Origin of the sequence: Simplicispira sp. (assembly GCF_028687295.1) — a bacterium.
Lineage (GTDB): Bacteria > Pseudomonadota > Gammaproteobacteria > Burkholderiales > Burkholderiaceae_C > Simplicispira > Simplicispira metamorpha.
The window spans coordinates 1-18,537 of record NZ_JAQUAL010000059.1 but is presented as its reverse complement, the minus strand read 5'-3'; the positions used below and the strand labels follow the sequence as shown (position 1 = coordinate 18,537).

At 63.7% G+C, this 18,537-nt stretch carries 16 protein-coding genes; 2 read left to right on the top strand and 14 right to left on the bottom strand.

Features of this window, described 5'->3' with window-relative positions; genetic code table 11:
• From PHX69_RS08535 to def, 9 genes are all read right to left on the bottom strand, one after another.
• Positions 1-98 (bottom strand): pyruvate kinase (locus PHX69_RS08535; RefSeq protein WP_288043302.1); only part of this gene is annotated, 98 nt, incomplete at its 3' end.
• Positions 99-283: 185 nt separating this feature from the next.
• Positions 284-838 (bottom strand): FlgO family outer membrane protein, encoded by a 555-nt coding sequence (locus tag PHX69_RS08530; RefSeq protein WP_119013972.1) that lies wholly within the window; start codon positions 836-838, stop codon positions 284-286.
• Positions 835-1,521 carry a hypothetical protein gene (locus PHX69_RS08525; RefSeq protein WP_288043301.1) on the bottom strand — a complete coding sequence of 229 codons (687 nt, stop codon included), beginning with the start codon at positions 1,519-1,521 and terminating at the stop codon, positions 835-837. The genes PHX69_RS08530 and PHX69_RS08525 overlap by 4 nt, the downstream gene beginning before the upstream one ends.
• 160 nt (positions 1,522-1,681) lie before the next feature.
• On the bottom strand, positions 1,682-2,887 hold the full coding sequence (locus PHX69_RS08520) for a phosphoglycerate kinase (RefSeq protein ID WP_288043300.1): 1,206 nt from the start codon (positions 2,885-2,887) through the stop codon (positions 1,682-1,684).
• A gap of 87 nt (positions 2,888-2,974) precedes the next feature.
• Positions 2,975-3,310 (bottom strand): AzlD domain-containing protein, encoded by a 336-nt coding sequence (locus tag PHX69_RS08515; protein ID WP_119013970.1) that lies wholly within the window; start codon positions 3,308-3,310, stop codon positions 2,975-2,977.
• Entirely contained in the window at positions 3,310-4,095 is a 786-nt protein-coding gene (locus PHX69_RS08510) for an AzlC family ABC transporter permease (RefSeq protein ID WP_119013969.1), read from the bottom strand. Before PHX69_RS08510 ends, PHX69_RS08515 begins: the two co-directional genes overlap by 1 nt.
• Positions 4,082-5,068 carry a methionyl-tRNA formyltransferase gene (gene fmt, locus PHX69_RS08505; protein ID WP_288043299.1) on the bottom strand — a complete coding sequence of 329 codons (987 nt, stop codon included), beginning with the start codon at positions 5,066-5,068 and terminating at the stop codon, positions 4,082-4,084. Before fmt ends, PHX69_RS08510 begins: the two co-directional genes overlap by 14 nt.
• 40 nt (positions 5,069-5,108) lie before the next feature.
• On the bottom strand, positions 5,109-5,630 hold the full coding sequence (locus tag PHX69_RS08500) for a hypothetical protein (protein WP_119013967.1): 522 nt from the start codon (positions 5,628-5,630) through the stop codon (positions 5,109-5,111).
• Positions 5,627-6,136, bottom strand: a complete 510-nt coding sequence (def, locus tag PHX69_RS08495) for a peptide deformylase (protein WP_119013966.1) — start codon at positions 6,134-6,136, stop codon at positions 5,627-5,629. Before def ends, PHX69_RS08500 begins: the two co-directional genes overlap by 4 nt.
• A 182-nt stretch (positions 6,137-6,318) precedes the next feature.
• On the opposite strand from def, the gene PHX69_RS08490 reads away from it, so the two are divergent.
• Positions 6,319-7,545 carry a LysM peptidoglycan-binding domain-containing protein gene (locus PHX69_RS08490; protein WP_288043298.1) on the top strand — a complete coding sequence of 409 codons (1,227 nt, stop codon included), beginning with the start codon at positions 6,319-6,321 and terminating at the stop codon, positions 7,543-7,545.
• 21 nt (positions 7,546-7,566) lie between these two features.
• Positions 7,567-8,757 (top strand): DNA-processing protein DprA, encoded by a 1,191-nt coding sequence (dprA, locus tag PHX69_RS08485; protein WP_288043297.1) that lies wholly within the window; start codon positions 7,567-7,569, stop codon positions 8,755-8,757.
• A 6-nt stretch (positions 8,758-8,763) separates the two neighbouring features.
• On the opposite strand, the gene PHX69_RS08480 is transcribed toward dprA, so the two are convergent.
• From PHX69_RS08480 to PHX69_RS08460, 5 genes are all read right to left on the bottom strand, one after another.
• Positions 8,764-11,193, bottom strand: a complete 2,430-nt coding sequence (locus tag PHX69_RS08480) for a DUF1631 family protein (RefSeq protein WP_288043295.1) — start codon at positions 11,191-11,193, stop codon at positions 8,764-8,766.
• 37 nt (positions 11,194-11,230) lie between these two features.
• Positions 11,231-12,181: a protein translocase subunit SecF gene (secF, locus tag PHX69_RS08475; protein ID WP_119013962.1), complete on the bottom strand. Its 951-nt coding sequence runs from the start codon at positions 12,179-12,181 to the stop codon at positions 11,231-11,233.
• Between the two features lie 12 nt (positions 12,182-12,193).
• Positions 12,194-14,077, bottom strand: a complete 1,884-nt coding sequence (gene secD, locus PHX69_RS08470; RefSeq protein WP_119013961.1) for a protein translocase subunit SecD — start codon at positions 14,075-14,077, stop codon at positions 12,194-12,196.
• A gap of 89 nt (positions 14,078-14,166) precedes the next feature.
• Positions 14,167-14,502, bottom strand: a complete 336-nt coding sequence (yajC, locus tag PHX69_RS08465) for a preprotein translocase subunit YajC (RefSeq protein WP_119013991.1) — start codon at positions 14,500-14,502, stop codon at positions 14,167-14,169.
• Positions 14,503-14,803: 301 nt separating this feature from the next.
• Positions 14,804-18,418 carry an indolepyruvate ferredoxin oxidoreductase family protein gene (locus PHX69_RS08460; protein ID WP_288043293.1) on the bottom strand — a complete coding sequence of 1,205 codons (3,615 nt, stop codon included), beginning with the start codon at positions 18,416-18,418 and terminating at the stop codon, positions 14,804-14,806.
• Positions 18,419-18,537 lie beyond the last annotated feature (119 nt).

The window sequence follows — 18,537 nt, the reverse complement described above, 5'->3', positions numbered from 1 at the left end:
ACGTTGACTCCCGCTGCAATCATCTGCTCCAGCAAGACCGGGTCGCTGGAAGCGGGGCCCAAGGTGGCAACGATTTTGGTAGCGCGGCGTAACGTCATGAAAAACCTCGTATGTAATTGAATTTCAATTTTCACACGAAATCAGTTACACACCGACGACCTACACAACAAGTGAAGGCGGGCATGGGCCGAACACCCCGGACGCGCCCGAAACACCCGTAAAAAAGGCCATCACGATGGATGGCCTGGGTTGGTATCTGGCGCCCACCGGGCCAGAAAAAGCGTCAGCGCGGCACCTGCAACAGGCGTTGCACATCCCTGTCGTTGGGCAAAGCGTAGTCGTGGCCACGCACGATGCGGCTGTCTTCGGTGCGCACGAGCTTGAGGCTCACATACGTGAAGCTGGCGGCGGCCGAGTAGGTCCCCACCAGCACCATGGAGGCATTGTGGCTGCGAGCGATGTCCTTGATTTCACGCGAGAGCAGCAACTCGCCCGCGCCTTCTTTGACGAACACATCGCCACGCAGCTTGATTTCTTTCACGTTGAAACCGGCAGCTGCCATGTGCGAAGCGTATTGCTCGGACAAAGTGCGGCCCAGCGGTGCAGAACGGCTCAGATCATTGACGTTGACCACTGTAGCGACCAGCACCGGGCCGCCACCCAAGGCGCTCATATCAAAGCCATCGGTCAAGCGGGCAATGGCCTCACGGCTGCTTTGCAGGAACGGACTGGCGGCAGCTTCCTGGTAGGTAGGCTCCACGCGCACCGGCGCTGCATTGTTGGCACAGCCTGCCAACACGGTAGCGGTCAGCGCCGCCAGAAGGGCAAAGGATTTCATTGCGAGACCACCTTCATGTTGACGTTTCTGTACGAGGGACGCAGGAACAAAGGCGTGTCTGCATTTTCAAGGTAATACACATCGGTTTTACGCACCAGGTATTGCCCACCCCGGCTGACCGTGGTGGTCAAAATCATTTCGGTATTGGTAGGCCCACCAGAATTAATGCTGGCTCCATAGTCGGCAGCCGCAGACAAACCCAGTACACCCAGGAGTTGAGCATCAAGGTGCTCGTGGCGCAGCCCGTAAGCGGCCATGAGGCCTCCAGCAATCATGGTGTACTGGCCAGGAACGAAATGGGGGCGATCGCTGTTATGGCGCACCAACTGGGTGTGGTAGGTCACATCCAGCGCCTGGCCCGGGGCTTGCTGCACGGAGGCGCCGCTTTGCACCAGCTGGGTGATCAGAAACTCACGGAACGCCAGGTCGAAAGAACTGGGGCTGACAGGCAATGCCACATGCAAGGGTGTGCCTGGGGGCATACCGGCCTTGTCAAGTGAACCCAGCGTCTGGGCTACCACATCGCGCGAAAGCAGTTCCCAATGGCCAGCAGAGCGCACCTTGGGCTGAACCGTCAGCTCAAAATTCTCTGCGAGGGGGATTGGCGATTTAGCAGCGCACCCCGTCAAAACAGCCACAGCACCTGCCAACAAGGCGGCACCGATTGCTTTTGCAAACACCATGATTTCCCTCCTCCATATTGGGACGGCGGGATTTGAGAAACAGCACCCGTCCGATTCAAAAATAATTCTGGTCGTTAACCACGACAAAAACAAGAAAAAGGTAGTTCAAATATGCACGAATGCATGCTTCTTGTTGTTTTTGTCACATTGCGGGCAATGCTCAGGATGCAGCAACCTCTGTAGCGCGTTTTTGCAGAATTTCAAACGCAGGCAATGTTTTGCCTTCCAGCACTTCCAGAAATGCGCCCCCGCCGGTGGAGATATAACCCACCTGCTTTTCAATTCCGTATTTGGCGATGGCCGCCAATGTGTCGCCACCGCCCGCAATACTGAAAGCCTGTGATGCGGCAATGGCATGGGCAATCGTGCGGGTGCCGTTCTCAAACGCGGCAAACTCGAACACACCTACCGGGCCGTTCCAGACGATGGTGCCTGCAGCCTTGAGCTGGTCTGCGAGTTTCTGGGCCGTTTCAGGCCCGATATCGAGGATCAGATCATCATCGGCCACGTCGGCAGCGGCCTTGACGGTGGCGGGCGCGTCGGCCGCAAAGGTCTTGGCCACCACCACGTCGGTGGGAATCGGCACCTCGGCGCCACGCGCCTTCATGGCGTCCATCACGGCACGGGCCTCGGCCAGCAAGGCGGGCTCGGCCAGGCTTTTACCGATGGGCAAACCAGCCGCCAGCATGAAGGTGTTGGCAATGCCGCCGCCTACGATGAGTTGATCGACCTTATCGGCCAGGCTTTGCAAAATCGTCAGTTTGGTGCTGACCTTGCTGCCAGCCACTATGGCGGCCAGCGGGCGCTGGGGCTGTGCCAGTGCTTTGGTCAGGGCGTCAATCTCGGCCGACAGCAGCGGGCCAGCGCAAGCGACGGGGGCAAACTGGGCGATGCCGTAGGTGGTGCCTTCAGCGCGGTGGGCGGTGCCAAAGGCATCGTTGACGAAGATGTCGCACAGCGCGGCCAGCTTGCGTGCCAGGTCTTCTTTGTTCTTTTTCTCGCCCACGTTGAGGCGGCAGTTTTCCAGCAGTACCACCTGGCCGGGTTGCACCTGCACGCCGTCCACCCAGTCAGCGACCAGTGGCACGTCACGGCCCAGCAATTCCGACAAGCGTGCAGCCACGGGCGCCAGCGAGTCTTCTGGCTTGAATTCGCCCTCAGTGGGACGACCCAGATGGCTGGTGACCATCACGGCAGCGCCCGCATCCAGCGCCAGCTGAATGCAAGGGATAGAGGCACGGATGCGCGTGTCTTCGGTGATGCGGCCGGCATCGTCTTGCGGCACGTTCAGGTCGGCACGGATAAACACGCGTTGGCCACGGGCTTGGCCTTGGGCACACAGGTCAGAGAAGCGAAGGATTTTCATGGCGGCAATGTCTGCAAACGGGCTGTTGGAAGCGGGCCACATTGTAGGCGCGCCCTACCCGCCGCCAGACCGCCGCCAGCGCAGCCGTTACCAGCCCCCGACGATGTGCAGCGGCAGGTACACCGCCATGCCCACGGCAATCGTGCCCAGGATGCCGCGGCGCCAAAAGTAGTACAGCGCAGCGCACAGCACGGCGGGCAGGCGGGCATCCCACCACGTAGTAATCAGCTGCCCATGGCTCATGACAATCTCGGGGGCAATCACTGCCGTCAGGGCGGCCAGCGGTGCGTATTTCAGGCCGCGCTTGAGCCAGCCGGGCAGGGGCATCTCGCGCTCCGGGATCATGAAAAAAGAGCGCGTCAGCACCGTGATGGCCGCCAGACCCAGAACCACCAATGCAGACTCGATCCAGGAGGCATCCATCACTGCGGCTCCTCGGGCTGGGGCACTTTGGCGGGCGGCGGCAAAGGGGTGCGACTGCGCTCCAGCGCCTCCATGCCCAGGCCCACAGCCACAGCGGCGGCAATGGCCACCAGAATGTTGAGTTTGAGTGGCAGTGCAAATGCGGCAATGGCTGCTGTGGCCGCCACTCCGGCAGCCAGCCAGGTCGCACGGTCAAACAGCATGGACAGCAAGATGCCCAGCAGCGCCAGCACCCCGGCGAATCCCAGCCCCCACGACAACGGCACCACGTTGGCCAGCAAAATGCCAGCAATCGATGGCACCTGCCAGGCTATCCAGTTGGTGGATGCAGCGCCCCAGAAGTAGGGCACCTGCTCGGCCTGCACCTGGGGCTGCGGGTAGCGCTTCATGAAGGCGACAAAAATCACGTCGCCACTGAAATAGCCGATGGCCAGGCGCTGGCGCAGTGGCAGATGCTGAAAATAGCTGCGCCACAGGCTGCTGAAAATGACGAAGCGCAGGTTCACACACGCTGCCGTCAGCCAGACCACCCACAGCGGTGCGCCCACGGCCAGCAGCGGCATCACCGCCAGCTGGGCACTGCCCGCATACACCAGCAACGACATGATGATGGCCAGGGGCACGGACATGCCGCTCTTGACCATGGCCACCCCCGTGACCAGGCCCCAGGCCCCCACACCGACAGCTGCGCTGCCCATGTCGGCCACGCCCCGGCGGTACGCCGGGTGAACCACGGTGGCGCGCAGGGCCTGCCAGGCCTGTACCCAGGCGCTAGTGGTGGGCATCCGCCTCGGGGCCAGCCCCCAGCACCATGCCTGGCTCCAGCGCAAAGCCACGCAGAAAATCAGCGGCGGCCAGGCGCTTGCCACCGGCGCGCTGCAACGTGGTCAGGCGCAGTGCGCCATCACCACAGGCCACCGTGACGCCCGCAGAATCTACAGACAAAATTTGGCCTGAAGCCGCGCCAGATGGGCGCGAGCAGCTATCAATTTCATTGCACCACAGCTTGATGACCTCACCACCCAGCACGGTGGAAGCCCCCGGAAACGGATCAAAAGCACGGATACGTTGGCCAATCACCGTCGCGGGCAAAGACCAATCCACAGCGCTCTCGGCCTTTTCGATCTTGTGCGCGTAGGTCACACCCTGCGCGGGCTGGGGCGTGGCGTGCAGCTGGCCGCTGGCGACTTGCTCCAGGGCGCGCACGATCAGATCGGCACCCAGCGCCGCCAGGCGGTCGTGCAACAGCGCGGTAGTGTCGGTGGGGGCGATGGCCAGGCGCTCCATGAGCAGCATGTCGCCGGTGTCCAGGCCCGCGTCCATCTGCATGATGGTGACGCCGGTTTCGGCATCGCCCGCCTCGATGGCGCGGTGGATGGGCGCGGCGCCGCGCCAGCGCGGCAGCAGGCTGGCGTGGATGTTCAGGCAACCGTGGGGGGGCAACTCCAGCGTCCAGGTTGGCAGGATCAGGCCGTAAGCGGCCACCACCATCACATCGGCCTGTGCGGCCTCCAGGGCGGCGCGCGCCTCAGCGGCGTCTTGCGGGTATTTGCCATCCAGGCGCAGGCTGCGTGGCTGCGCCACGGGGATGCCGTGCTCCAGAGCGCACTGCTTGACCGGCGATGCCTGCAATTTCATGCCCCGGCCCGCTGGGCGGTCGGGCTGGGTCAGCACCAGGGGCACGGTGAACCCGGCATTGATCAGGCGCTGCAAGGCCACGCGGGCAAATTCCGGGGTGCCGGCAAAAACGACTCTCATGCAAGGGCTGCACACAGGCAGAAAAAAGAAACGCGAAACATCAGCGGTAGTGGTCGCCAGCGGCAGGGTCGTCGGTAAAGACCACCTCGTGGGCGATGCCCGCCGCATCGAAATGAATGTGGGCCAACCGGTAGCGGTCAAACTCCCGGAAGCGGTAAACCCAGACGGCGGTCTTGCCCGATGGGTCTGCGCCGCTGGTCTGGGTGGTTTGCTTGGCGGGCGGGCCCAGGGCGCGCAGCACATCGGCAGCGCGCTGGCCACCTTGGGCAACCGCCGCCAGGTGCTGCGCCGTGTGCACGGACTCCACGCGCAGCAGGCGGCCATTGGCGTCAAAGTCCAGCGCCTGCAACTGCGAGCCGTCGCGCTGGGTGCTGTAGAACAGCCGCTTGCCGCCGGGCAGGTCGTAGGCGGCACGCGGCTCACCCCAACGCACCGCCACATCGTCTTGCGACATGCCGGGGGCAACGCCGCCACCGGGCATTGCACAAGCGGCCAGCACCGACGCCGCAGCCAACAGCGCAACCACAGCGCCGGTACGGCGCGCTGGCCACCGCGCCGTCATTCGCGCGCCTCGCGCTGGCGCTTGAGCATCTTGGACTTGACGCGGTTGCGCTTGAGGGGCGAGAGGTATTCGACAAACACCTTGCCCAGCAGGTGGTCCAGCTCGTGCTGTACACACACCGCCAGCAGCCCCTCGGCTTCGATCACGCGCGAAGTGCCCTCGGCGTCCAGCGCACGCACATGGACGGCCACTGCACGCTGCACTCCGTCGTAAATGCCCGGCACCGACAGGCATCCCTCGTCGCCGACCACGGTTTCCGGGCTGGCCCAGACGATCTCGGGATTGATCAGCACTTGGGGCTGGTCGCGCTCTTCAGAAACGTCGATCACCACCACACGTTCGTGGACATCAATCTGCGTGGCGGCCAGACCGATGCCGTGGGCGTCGTACATGGTGTCGAGCATGTCGGCCACCAACTGGCGCACGCGCGCATCCACCACAGCGACCGGGCGCGCCACGGTGTGCAAACGGGCATCGGGATAACAAAGAATGGGGAGAATGGCCATTGCATCAGGGGAGAATATTTCGTCATTTTCGCCACTTTTGCTGCACCACGGCACAGGCTCGGCCAATAATCGTTGCCCAATCAAGGGCTTGGACTGAGAATCTCGGCCGATGTGTAACGTATTTCTGCCGCTTCTTCCCCCGCTCGGGCGCAAGGCGGTGCCAGCGAGGGAGCGCATTAGCGATGCATGACGACCAAACCAACAACACAGCCCTCCACCGCCTGCGGCGCACGGCACTGGGCGCCCTCACGGCCATAACCACCGCCCTGCTGTGTATGTCGGCACAAGCCCAAAACGCTCCGGTCACCGGCAGCCAACGCGCAACGGCCCAGCAAGTAGCACAACAGGGCGTGCCGCTGGCAGAGCTGGCTCCCAACGCCCCCGACACCTATGTGGTCAAGCGCGGCGATACGCTGTGGGGCATCTCGGGCATTTACCTGCTGCGTCCCTGGCGCTGGCCCGAGCTGTGGGGCATGAACCTGCAAGACATTGCCAACCCCCACCTCATCTTCCCCGGCCAGACGCTGTACCTGGACAAGCAAGGCGGCTATGCCCGCCTGCGCACCCGCCCCAACGACAACAGCGAGCCCGCCACCGTGCGCGTTTCCCCGCGCACCCGCAGCGACAGCCTGGCCAACAGCGCACTGCCCACCCTCAAACCCCACCTGATTGAGCCCTTCCTGGTCGAACCCATGGTGGTGGACGAGCAGACCCTGCTGCGCGCACCGCGCATTGTCGCCACCACCGAAGACCGCGTGCTGATGAGCGCTGGCGACCGCGCCTACGCCCGCAGCGATGTCTCCAACCCCTTGCGCGCTGAACCTGGCGAGCCGCGCCAATACCGGGTGTTTCGCGATGCCGTGCCCTTGAAAGACCCCGGCACGGGCGAAATCCTGGGCTACGAAGCACAGTACCTGGGCAAAGCAGAATTGGTCCATGGTGAATCGGTTGCCGTAACGCCTGACGGCAAAGGCGGCAGCACGGCAGACCATGTCCCGGCCACGGTGGACATCACCGCCACACGCGAAGAAATCCGCGCGGGCGACCGGCTGCTGCCTGCGCCCGAACGCACCTTTATCAGCTACACCCCGCACGCCCCCGAAGGCGATGTAGAGGCCCGGGTAGTCTCGATCTACGGCTCCGCTTTTGCCAATGCGGCACAAAACCAGGTCATTGCCATCAACATGGGAGAAGACGATGGCATACAAAGCGGCCATGTGCTCAACCTCATGACCCAGGGCGACCGCATCAAAGACACCACAGCCGATGCCCGGGACATGATCAAGCTGCCCAGTGAAAGCAACGGCATGGCCATGGTGTTTCGCACCTTCGACCGCATCTCGTACGCACTGATCCTGGATGTGCGCACCACCGTGCGCGTGGGCGACCGACTCATCACCCCCCGCTGAACCCCGGTGGTGCCAGCGTCCATGGAACGCGATGAACTCACTGCCTGGCTGCGACTGATCCTGACGCCTGGCGTTGGCAATGCCACCGCACGCCGCCTGCTGGCAGCCTTCGGACTGCCGCAACACATCTTCACGCAGCCGCGTGCCGCACTGGAAAACTGCGCCAGTGCGGCGCAATGCAAAGCGCTGCACAGCATTCCGCCCACCCTGCAAGAGCAGCTCGATACCACCTGGCATTGGCTGCACGGCACATCGCCCGGCGGCCCTGTGCGCGCCATTGCGCCGCTGGGCCACCCGCTGTACCCAAGCGCCCTGCTCGATACGGCCGACCCGCCCCTGTTGCTGTACCTGCTGGGGCCAGAGCGCTTTCTCAACCCCAACGCCCCCGCACTCAGTGCAGCGCACTGCATTGCCATCGTGGGCAGCCGCAACCCGACAGCCCAGGGGCAAACCAACGCCAAAGCCTTTGCCCAGGCCTTGCGCGCCAGCGGACTGACGATTGTGTCCGGCCTGGCTTTGGGCGTAGATGCCGCAGCCCATGAAGGCGCGCTGGCCGACGCCACCGGAGACAGCGCCACGCCCGCCACCATTGCCGTGGTGGGAACAGGCCTGGATCGCGTCTACCCCAGTCGCCACCGGGAGCTGGCACACCGGATTGCCGCCCACGGCCTGTTGATGAGCGAATACCCGCTGGGCACACCGCCCCTGGCCGCCAACTTCCCCAAACGCAACCGCATCATTTCCGGCTTGTCGCAGGGCACGCTGGTGGTAGAGGCCGCACCGGCTTCGGGCTCGCTGATCACCGCCCGCATGGCGGCAGAGCAAGGTCGCGAAGTATTTGCCATTCCGGGCTCCATCCACGCACCCCAATCGCGCGGCTGCCATGCACTGATACGGCAGGGCGCCAAACTGGTCGAATCTGCCCAGGATGTACTGGAGGAGTTGCATCTGCCCGCAGCCCCCGGCTCCCGCACAGACGCAAAACCCGGCACCGATGTCGGTATAGATAACAGCGTCACCATCGAGAGCACCGCTGCCTGCGAATCGCCCTTGCTGACGGCACTGGGCTTTGATCCGGTCGGACTGGACACGCTGGTAGCGCGCACCGGGCTGGATACAGCCACCTTGCTGGTGCAATTGCTGGAGCTGGAACTGGACGGTGTGGTGGCACGCCTGCCCGGCGGCCTGTTCCAGCGCACAGCCCAGGCCTGAGCGGGGTCAGTTCAGCAAGCGCTCCGGGTTGGCGTCGATTTTTGCCAAGGCATCGCGCGCAGCGCGCACCGTGAGGCCTTCTTCTTCCTGGGCCACGATCAAGCCTGCCTGCAAATACGCCGCCAGACGGCGCAGCTGGATCAGGTAGCTGCTGCCATCGACTGCGGCAAACAAATGCAGCTGTTTACGCTGGCTTTGCCAGACGTACTGCACCTGGGCACGGGCACCGTTGTGGTCCAGAGTGAACCAGGTGCCGAGCTGCAACTCACGGGCCCAGTCCAGCATGGCCTCCTCGACCGGCGTACCGTTGTCTGCCACGACATGGATGGCCGAGGCATCAATGCCCAGCATCATTTCGATGGATTCGGCATCCAGGGGCAAATCACCCAGCACGGCATCGTCGATGAAATCTTCCAGATTGGCCAAGCGCCGTGCCATGGCATCGATATGCTCACGTGGAATGGCCGCTGTCTTGGACAAGAACGCCTCCGCCAGAGTGTCGGTCAGTGCCTTGACTTGTACGTCTTGCGCGGCCCCCTGCACGCCCAGCAGGTTCAACCCCTGGCGCAAGCGCTGTAGCAAGCCAGGCAGGCTCTGGATCACCTGCGCACGGTCGCTGCGGTGGGGCTTGGCACTGGCGGCCCACACCAGATCGGCCGCCGTTTGCTTGAACGCCAGGGTGTCAGCATGCTGCGCACCTTCGCGCACCGCAGACAGCGCCAGTACCTCGGCCCAGGTCTTGAACAGGAAGTCGCGGATCTCGTCGCGCACCGGCATGTCTTTGAGCATGGTGCGCAACTCGATGGTGTACTGAATGGCCAAGGTCTCTTTTTGCTCGACCTGCTGCGCCACACTGACCACCCGCGAGGTGGACTGTTTTTGCGTCAGGAACTGGGCCAGGAACTTCTCAAATTCGTCGTGAACCAGCTGGAAAACCCGGCGCCCAGTCTCGGGGTATTGCTCAATTACCTGCACCACGCGGCGAATTTCAGCCTCCAGCGCACTGCCACCAATCGAGGTGGCATCAAAACCCATCACGCAAGCGCCCATGCGGTCAATCAGTTGACGCGCCGGGTGGTTGAGGTTGCTGAAAAATTCCGGTTCAGCCAGTGCCACGCGCAAAACAGGCACCTGCAAACGGGCAAACCAGACCCGCACTACCGGTGGAATACGATCTTCAGAAAGAATGCTCTGGAACATGAGCGCCACCACTTCAATGATGGCTTTTTCGCTGTCGGTACCAGCCTTCTTTTTCAGCTCCGCTGAGCGGTCGCGCACCGCACCCACCAGTTGCACGACAGCAGCGGGGCTGACATCCTGCACCAGCGCGCCCACCGTGCTGTAGTAGGTCTCGGCCTGAACACGCTGCTCGGCCAGCGCATGCGCCAATGCCGCAGAGGCAGGCGGCGCCTGCACTGCGCTGGTACCCGATGCCCCCATGGCCCCCATGCCGGTAGCCGAAGACACCGGCACCAGCCCTGTCCCCATGGCGCCCAGACCGCCAATGGCACTGAGGCCACCAACGCCAACCAGCGCAGGCTGCGCCATCAAACGGCGCAACTGCCCCATGACACCATAGGCACGCTGGCGTGCGCGGGCCAAGGGCGTCAGGGCAGGCAACGGTGCCATGCCCGTTGCAGGCCGCGCCGCTGGTGCCGCATCAGTGCTGACCGGGCCCAGCGCAGACTCAGTCCCCAGACCACGGGCGGCAGACAGCGCGCCCTGAGACTGCTCCAGCGCCTGCGAAACCAGACTGCCCGATACCGTTCCCACGCCTGTGGCGCCCCCAGCGGGTCGGCTGACGCGCAAACGCACATCCTGGGGCGCAACGCCCTGCCCGCCCAGAAAATCGTTACAGGCTTGGTAGGCCGCTTGCACGCGCTCCGCGAGTGCGCGCTGCAACGGGTCGATGACCGTTTGCAAATTGGCACGCGGCAAGCCCACCTCCACCCACCGCTCGACCAACAACAGACTGAGGGTTTCGGGCCGCAAGATATCGTTGCGGCCCAGCTCCTGCCCTTCCAGCCTTTGCACGCGCAGGCGCAGCGCATCAAAGTGGGTGCTGACAGCCTCCAGAACGGTGAGAGCCATGCGCGAGGCAACGATCTTGTTCTCCACCACATCGTCACTGAGCAGCTCCAGGCTGGCACCGGACAAAGAGGCTGAACGCGAGGCACTGGCTTGCGGGCCCAGCGCTTGCTGCAAGGCGCGCTGGGTGGCACTGACCCACTCCGCCCGGTGCTGGCCATACAGCTGCCAGGCATCACGCCGGCTTTGCATCTCGCGCTGCGTGCCCGTCTGGCCCATGAGCGCAGTCAGAAACTCCAGCACCGCTTTATCGATGTCTGCCAGGCTCGCGCTCAGGGCTGCTACGAATTGCTGACGCACCTGGTGCGCCAGACTCTGCTGCGTGCGGGGCGTGACGGGGTTGTGCATGGCGGCCCAGTGCTAGTGCAAAAGAATGCCTTCCAGGTCAGACCGTGGCGCCTGCGTTGGGATCGTTGGGATCGCCGTCTTGGCGCACCGTCTTGACCAGATCTTCACGTTTGACGCCCAACCACATCGCAATGGCAGCAGCCACAAACACCGAAGAGTAAATCCCGAACAGGATACCGACCGTAAGCGCCAGCGCAAAGTAATGCAGGCTGGGGCCACCAAAGAAGAACATGGCCAGCACCATGGCCTCGGTGGAGGCATGGGTAATGATGGTGCGGCTCATGGTGCTGGTGATGGCGTGGTCAATCACCTCGTGCGTGTTCATCTTGCGGTAGCGCCGGAAAGCCTCGCGGATCCGGTCAAAAATCACCACCGACTCGTTGACCGAATAGCCCAGCACTGCCAGTACCGCCGCCAGCACCGAGAGCGAAAACTCCCACTGGAAGAAGGCAAAAAATCCCAGGATGATCACCACGTCATGCAGGTTGGCAATGATGGCCGCCACGCCAAACTTCCATTCAAAGCGGAAGGCCAGGTAAATGACGATGCCCAGCACCACCATGCCCAGTGCCATCAAGCCACCGTACAGCAGTTCCTCGCCGACCTGCGGGCCCACAAACTCGGTGCGGCGCAGCGTCACCTCCGGGTCAGCCGCCTTGAGGGCACCCAACACCTGTTCGCTTTGCTGGGCCGAGGTCACGCCCTTTTGCACTGGCAGGCGGATCATCACATCGCGCGCAGTGCCAAAGTTTTGCACCTGCACATCGGGGTAGCCCAGCTTGGAGACTGTCTCGCGCACCTTGGCCAGCTCGGCGGGCTGGCTGTAGGCCACCTCCATCACCGTGCCGCCGGTAAATTCCACCGACAGGTGCAAGCCGCGCGAAAACAGGAAGAACACCGCCAGCGCAAAGGTAATGAAAGAGATCGCGTTGAACACCAACGCGTGCTTCATGAAAGGGATGTCTTTTTTGATACGGAAGAATTCCATGGTCTTCCTCCTTTAGTTGGTCTTGGCCACGGCGGTGTCGGCGTCTGGTTTCCAGACCTGGCCGATGGACACGCTCTTGAGCTTCTTCTTGCCGCCATACCAGAGGTTGACCAGCCCGCGCGAAAAGAACACCGCTGAGAACATGCTGGTCAAAATACCGATGCAGTGCACCACGGCAAAGCCGCGTACCGGCCCCGAGCCAAAGGCCAGCAGTGCCAGGCCGGCAATCAACGTGGTCACGTTGGAGTCCAGGATGGTGGCCCAGGCGCGCTCGTAGCCCACATGGATGGCCATCTGTGGCGAGGCTCCGTCACGCAGCTCCTCGCGGATACGCTCGTTGATGAGCACGTTGGAGTCAATCGCCACACCCAGCGCCAACGCCATGGCGGCAATACCGGGCAGCGTGAGCGTGGCTTGCAGCATGGACAGGATGGCCAGCAGCATCAGCACGTTGACACCCAGCGCCACGGTGGAAAACACGCCAAACAGCATGTAATAAAAGCACATGAACACCGCAATGGCCACCAGGCCCCAGACCACGCTGTTGATGCCGCGCTCGATGTTGTCAGCGCCCAGGCTGGGGCCGATGGTGTATTCCTCAATGATCTCCATGGGCGCGGCCAGCGAGCCAGCACGCAGCAGCAGCGCCGTGTCATTGGCCTCGGCAGTGCTCATGCGGCCCGAAATCTGCACCCGGCCGCCACCAATCTCCGAGCGGATCACGGGCGCGGTCACTACCTCGCCCTTGCCCTTTTCAAACAGCACGATGGCCATGCGCTTGCCGATGTTGTCGCGCGTCACGTCCTTGAAAATGCGCGAACCCTTGGCGTCCAGCGTCAGGTTGACAGTGGGTTCCTGCGTCTGGCTGTCAAAACCGGGCTGGGCATCGGTCAGGTTCTCGCCGGTCAGAATGACCTGTTTTTTCACGATCACAGCCTGGCCATTGCGGTCAAGGTACTTTTCAGCGCCAAACGGCACCGGGCCGCCGCCCAGTTCGGCCGCACGTGCTTCAGTGCCTTCGTCCACCAGACGCACTTCCAGCGTGGCGGTGCGGCCCAGAATGTCCTTGGCCTTGGCGGTATCTTGTACGCCGGGCAGCTGCACGACGATGCGATCAAGCCCTTGCTGCTGGATCACCGGCTCGGCCACGCCCAGCTCGTTGATGCGGTTGTGCAGGGTGGTGATGTTTTGCTTGAGCGCCTGGTCTTGCACGCGGCGCACGGCCTCGGGCTTGATGGTGGCGCGCAGCTTGAACTCGCTGCCCTCGGGCACGCTGGTGGTTTGCAGGTCGGCAAACTGGTCGGCAATCAGGTTGCGCGCTGCCGTCTGGGTGGCCTCGTCGCGCAGGCGCACTTCAATGGTCTGGCCATTGCGGCTGATGCCGCCGTGGCGGATGTTCTTGTCGCGCAGTGCGGTGCGGATATCACCCGCGTACGACTCGGCCTTTTTGGTCAGGGCCGCTTCCATGTCCACTTGCAGCATGAAATGCACGCCGCCGCGCAAGTCCAGCCCCAGGTACATGGGCGCAGCATGGATGGCGGTGAGCCAGGCGGGTGAGCGCGACACCAGGTTCAGCGCCACGATGTACTGCGGATCGGCGGCGTCGGGCACCAGCGCTTTCTGGATGGCGTCCTTGGCTTTCAGCTGGGTATCGGGCGTATCAAAGCGCGCCCGTACCGAGGTGCCCTCCAGCCGCAACAGGTCGGGCTTGACGCCAGCGCCGTCCAGGGCCACCTGCACGCGCTCCAGCACGGCAGCATCGACCTTGACGGTGGCCTTGGCCGACGACACCTGCACCGCCGGGGCCTCGCCAAAGAAATTAGGCAGGGTGTAGAGCACCCCCACCAGCAGCGCGACCACAATGATCGCGTACTTCCAGACCGGGTAACGGTTCATGATCGCGCTTTTACCTCTAGGACAATAGGATCAGGCCGGTGCCGTGGCGACACCGGTGCCTGCAAAAAAACCACCGTGCGGCTGCTTACTTACTTGATCGTGCCTTTGGGCAGCACCTGCGCCACACCGCCGCGCTGGACCTGCACTTCCACGCCCGAGGCCACCTCGACATGCAGGTACTGCTCGGACAGGCGCGTGACTTTGCCCAGCATGCCGCCGCCGATCACCACCTCATCGCCCTTGGCGATGGCGTCGATCATGGCGCGGTGCTCTTTCTGGCGCTTCATCTGGGGGCGGATCATGACAAAGTACAGCACCACGAACATCAGCACCAAAGGCAGCATGCCCGTGAGCGTCGATGTGAAGTCACCGCCCGCAGCGGCGGCGGCGGGGGCGGTCTGGGCAATAGCGGAAGAAATGAACACGGGAAGCTCCCAACAAAACAACGTCAACAGAATCCGCCCGGCCAGCGCCCCGGTGGGGCGCAGCCAGACGAAAAAAGACGCATTGTATGCGGCGCCCCCTGTGCATCCCCCGCCAGGGCAGCGGGGTATTGGAGCCGCCCCGGGACACCATAAAATCAAGCCAAAACAGGCCACAAAGCCCACCTGATAAGCGCAAGCAGCTATCAAATAAATAGCAATTACCAACCCACACCACACAGGCTGGCCGCGCCCGGCTGCGACCACGGGCCGCACCAGCCAGTCGCCCGCTCTGCCTTGGCCTTCAACCCGCCGGTGCGGACAGTGCCCGGCGCCACTGGGCCAGCAGGCCGTCCCACTGGGTGCGTGCAGCGCGCAGGTGGCGCTCCTTGACATGGCCATAACCGCGAATGCCCTCGGGGATGCGCGCAATCTCGGTGGCCAGCGCCAGGCGCTCGGGGGTTAATCCGGCCAGCAGCTCCTCGATGCAGGCGCGGTACTCCTGGATCAGCGCGCGCTCGGTGCGGCGCTCAGCGCTTCGGCCAAACACATCCAGCCATGAACCGCGCAGCCCTTTCATCCCCGCCAGCACCCCGAAGGCACTGCGCACCCACGGGCCAAACGACTGTTTGATGGCTTCGCCGCGCTCGTTGGTGCGCGCCCACAGCGGCGGGGCCAGGTGGTGAACGATGCGGTAGTCGCCCTCAAACATGGCCGCGATTTTGTCGGTAAAGGCCGGGTCGGTGTGCAGGCGGGCCACTTCGTACTCGTCTTTGTAGGCCATGAGCTTGAACAGGTAGCGCGCCACCGCCTCGGTGAGCTGGGTGCTGCGGCCCAGCCGGGCTTCGGCGGCCTGCACTTTCTCGACAAAGGCACGGTACTCGGCAGCGTAGGCGGCGTTCTGGTAGCTGGTGAGGTGCGCCACCCGCAGCGCCAGCACCTCGGCCAGCGCGGGCTTCTTGACGAACTGGATCACCTGCGCCGTCTGCAACTGCGCCTGCACGGTGGCCAGGTCGTGGGCACAACGCCGGCCCCATTCAAACGCAGCCTTGTTGTTCTCGACCTGCACGCCATTCAATTCCATGGCGCGCATCAGGGACGCATGCGTGAGCGGCACCCGGCCTTTTTGCCAGGCGTAGCCCAGCATCAGCGGGTTGGTGTAGATGCTGTCGCCCAGCGCCTGCACGGCCACCTGCTCGGCATCGAAACTGCCCACCTGGTCAGCGCCCACCGCGGCGGTGATGGCGCTCTGGCAGGAGCCACCCGGAAACTGCCAGTCCGGCTGGGTCACAAAAGCTGCCGTGGGTGTGCCGTGCGTGTTGAGCGCCACAAAAGTGCGCCCCGGCTGCATCACCGCCAGCGTGGCTTTGTTGGCGGCCACGATGGCGTCGCAGCCAATCACCAGGTCGGCTTTGGCGGTATCGACCTTGGTGGTGTAGATGGCCTCAGGCCGGTTGGCGATCTGGATGTGGCTCCAGGTGGCGCCGCCCTTTTGTGCCAGGCCACCCGCATCCTGCGTGACCACGCCCTTGCCATCCAGGTGTGCGGCCATGCCCAGCAGGGAGCCAATGGTGATCACACCCGTGCCGCCCACGCCACCGACGACGATGCCCCAGGCGGCATCGGCCACCGGCAGCACCGGCTCGGGGATGGCGGGCAGGCTGGAGAGGTCGCCTTTTCTTTCCTTCTTCGGCTTTTTGAGCTGACCACCCTCGATGGTGACAAAGCTGGGACAAAAGCCGTTGACGCAGGAGTAGTCCTTGTTGCAGGTGCTCTGGTTGATGCGGCGCTTGCGACCCAGCGGCGTCTCCACGGGCTCCACCGACAGGCAGTTGGATTTGACCGAGCAGTCGCCGCAGCCCTCGCACACGGCCTCGTTGATGACCACGGTTTTGTCGGGTGTGGCCAGCAGGCCGCGTTTGCGGCGGCGGCGCTTTTCGGTGGCGCAGGTCTGGTCGTAAATGATGGCCGTGCAGCCCGCCACCTCGCGGAACTGGCGCTGGATGCGGTCGAGTTCGTCGCGGTGAAACACCTCCACACCCGGCGGCAGGTCGTTGAGCAGCTCGGGGTGGCCGCTGCGCGCGGCGCTGCTGTCCACATGGTGCGTGCGGCCGTGGTACTTCTCGGGCTCGTCGGTCACCACCACCAGTTGCACCACGCCTTCAGCGCGCAGGCTGTGCGCAATCTGCGCTACCGAGTGGCCCTCGGGGCGCTCGCCCACCTGCTGGCCGCCGGTCATGGCCACGGCGTCGTTGTAGAGGATTTTGTAGGTGATGTTCACCCCGGCGGCAATGCTCTGGCGAATGGCCAGCAGACCGCTGTGGAAGTAAGTGCCGTCGCCCAGGTTGGCGAACACATGCGCTTCCTTGGTAAACGGCGCCTGACCCACCCAGGTCACGCCCTCGCCGCCCATCTGCGTAAAGGTGCTGGTACTGCGGTCCATCCACACCGTCATGTAGTGGCAACCAATGCCCGCCACGGCGCGGCTGCCTTCGGGCACACGGGTACTGGTGTTGTGCGGGCAGCCGCTGCAAAACCAGGGCGCCCGCTCGCCGGTGTCGGTGCTGACCGTGAGGGGTGCGCGCTCTTTGGCATCCAGGATGGCGATGCGGCCTTCCATGCGCGCCGCGATGTCGGCGGGCACGCCGAGCTTTTTCAGGCGCTTGGCGATGGCGCGGGCGATGATGGCGGGCGTCAGATCGGCCTTGGCGCGCAACAGCCAGTTCTGGCTGGGGTTGGGCATGCTCCATTCACCGCCGGTGGCATCGCCCTCGGGCTCGTCAAATTTGCCCAGCACGTTGGGGCGCACATCGGCGCGCCAGTTGTACAGCTCCTCTTTGATCTGGTATTCGATGACCTGGCGCTTTTCTTCCACCACCAGGATTTCTTGCAGGCCCTGGGCAAAGTCGCGGGTAATGGTGGCCTCCAGCGGCCAGACCACGTTGACCTTGTGCAGGCGAATGCCCAGCTGGCGGCAGGTAGCGTCGTCCAGGCCCAGATCGACCAGCGCCTGGCGCGTGTCGTTGTAGGCCTTGCCGCTGGCAATGATGCCGAAGCGGTCGTGGGGGCCTTCGATCACGTTGTAGTTGAGCCGGTTGGCGCGCACATAGGCCAGGGCGGCGTACCACTTGTAGTCCATCAGCCGCGCTTCCTGCTCCAGCGGCGCGTCGGGCCAGCGGATGTGCAGGCCGCCAGGGGGCATCACAAAATCTTCGGGCAGAACGATCTTCACGCGGTCAGGGTCCAGGCTGATGCTGCTGGAAGACTCCACCACCTCCTGGATGGTTTTCATGCCCGACCACACACCCGAAAAGCGGCTCATGGCAAAGGCGTGCAAGCCCATGTCCAGAATCTCTTGCACGCTGCTGGGAAAAAACACCGGCGTGCCGCAGGCCTTGAAGATGTGGTCGCTCTGGTGCGCGGCGGTGCTGCTTTTGCTGATGTGGTCATCACCGGCAATGGCAATCACGCCGCCGTGCTGTGCGGTGCCCGCCATGTTGGCGTGCTTGAACACGTCCGAGCAGCGGTCTACCCCCGGGCCTTTGCCGTACCAGATGCCAAACACGCCGTCGTACTTCTTGCTTTGCGGGTACAAATCCAGCTGCTGCGTGCCCCACACCGCCGTAGCGCCCAACTCCTCGTTCACACCGGGCTGAAAGACGATGTGGTTCTCGGCCAGGTGCTTTTTGGCCGCCCACAGCGCTTGGTCGTAGGTGCCCAGCGGGCTGCCCCGGTAGCCGCTGATGAAACCGGCCGTGTGGAGCCCCGCCGCCGCATCGCGCTGGCGCTGCAACATCGGCAAGCGCACCAGCGCCTGCACGCCGCTCATGAAAGCGCGGCCACTGTCCAGCGTGTATTTGTCCTCCAGGCTGACGGTGGCAAGGGCCTGGCGGACGGATTCGGGCAGAGGGGCGTTCATGGCGGTTTCCTGTGGGGGGCGCAACGCAGCGTCGGCCTTGTGGGCACTGGCTGGGCAGCGGATGGGTTGGAGGGCAAGTTTATGCACAGTGCCGCGCTATGTGCTTTCGTTTTTGTGCC

Coding starts and splice junctions, on each gene's coding strand:
- PHX69_RS08530 (WP_119013972.1), bottom strand. CDS start 838: ATGAAATCCTTTGCCCTTCTGGCGGCGCTGACCGCTACCGTGTTGGCA.
- PHX69_RS08525 (WP_288043301.1), bottom strand. CDS start 1,521: ATGGTGTTTGCAAAAGCAATCGGTGCCGCCTTGTTGGCAGGTGCTGTG.
- PHX69_RS08520 (WP_288043300.1), bottom strand. CDS start 2,887: ATGAAAATCCTTCGCTTCTCTGACCTGTGTGCCCAAGGCCAAGCCCGT.
- PHX69_RS08515 (WP_119013970.1), bottom strand. CDS start 3,310: ATGGATGCCTCCTGGATCGAGTCTGCATTGGTGGTTCTGGGTCTGGCG.
- PHX69_RS08510 (WP_119013969.1), bottom strand. CDS start 4,095: ATGCCCACCACTAGCGCCTGGGTACAGGCCTGGCAGGCCCTGCGCGCC.
- fmt (WP_288043299.1), bottom strand. CDS start 5,068: ATGAGAGTCGTTTTTGCCGGCACCCCGGAATTTGCCCGCGTGGCCTTG.
- PHX69_RS08500 (WP_119013967.1), bottom strand. CDS start 5,630: ATGACGGCGCGGTGGCCAGCGCGCCGTACCGGCGCTGTGGTTGCGCTG.
- def (WP_119013966.1), bottom strand. CDS start 6,136: ATGGCCATTCTCCCCATTCTTTGTTATCCCGATGCCCGTTTGCACACC.
- PHX69_RS08490 (WP_288043298.1), top strand. CDS start 6,319: ATGCATGACGACCAAACCAACAACACAGCCCTCCACCGCCTGCGGCGC.
- dprA (WP_288043297.1), top strand. CDS start 7,567: ATGGAACGCGATGAACTCACTGCCTGGCTGCGACTGATCCTGACGCCT.
- PHX69_RS08480 (WP_288043295.1), bottom strand. CDS start 11,193: ATGCACAACCCCGTCACGCCCCGCACGCAGCAGAGTCTGGCGCACCAG.
- secF (WP_119013962.1), bottom strand. CDS start 12,181: ATGGAATTCTTCCGTATCAAAAAAGACATCCCTTTCATGAAGCACGCG.
- secD (WP_119013961.1), bottom strand. CDS start 14,077: ATGAACCGTTACCCGGTCTGGAAGTACGCGATCATTGTGGTCGCGCTG.
- PHX69_RS08460 (WP_288043293.1), bottom strand. CDS start 18,418: ATGAACGCCCCTCTGCCCGAATCCGTCCGCCAGGCCCTTGCCACCGTC.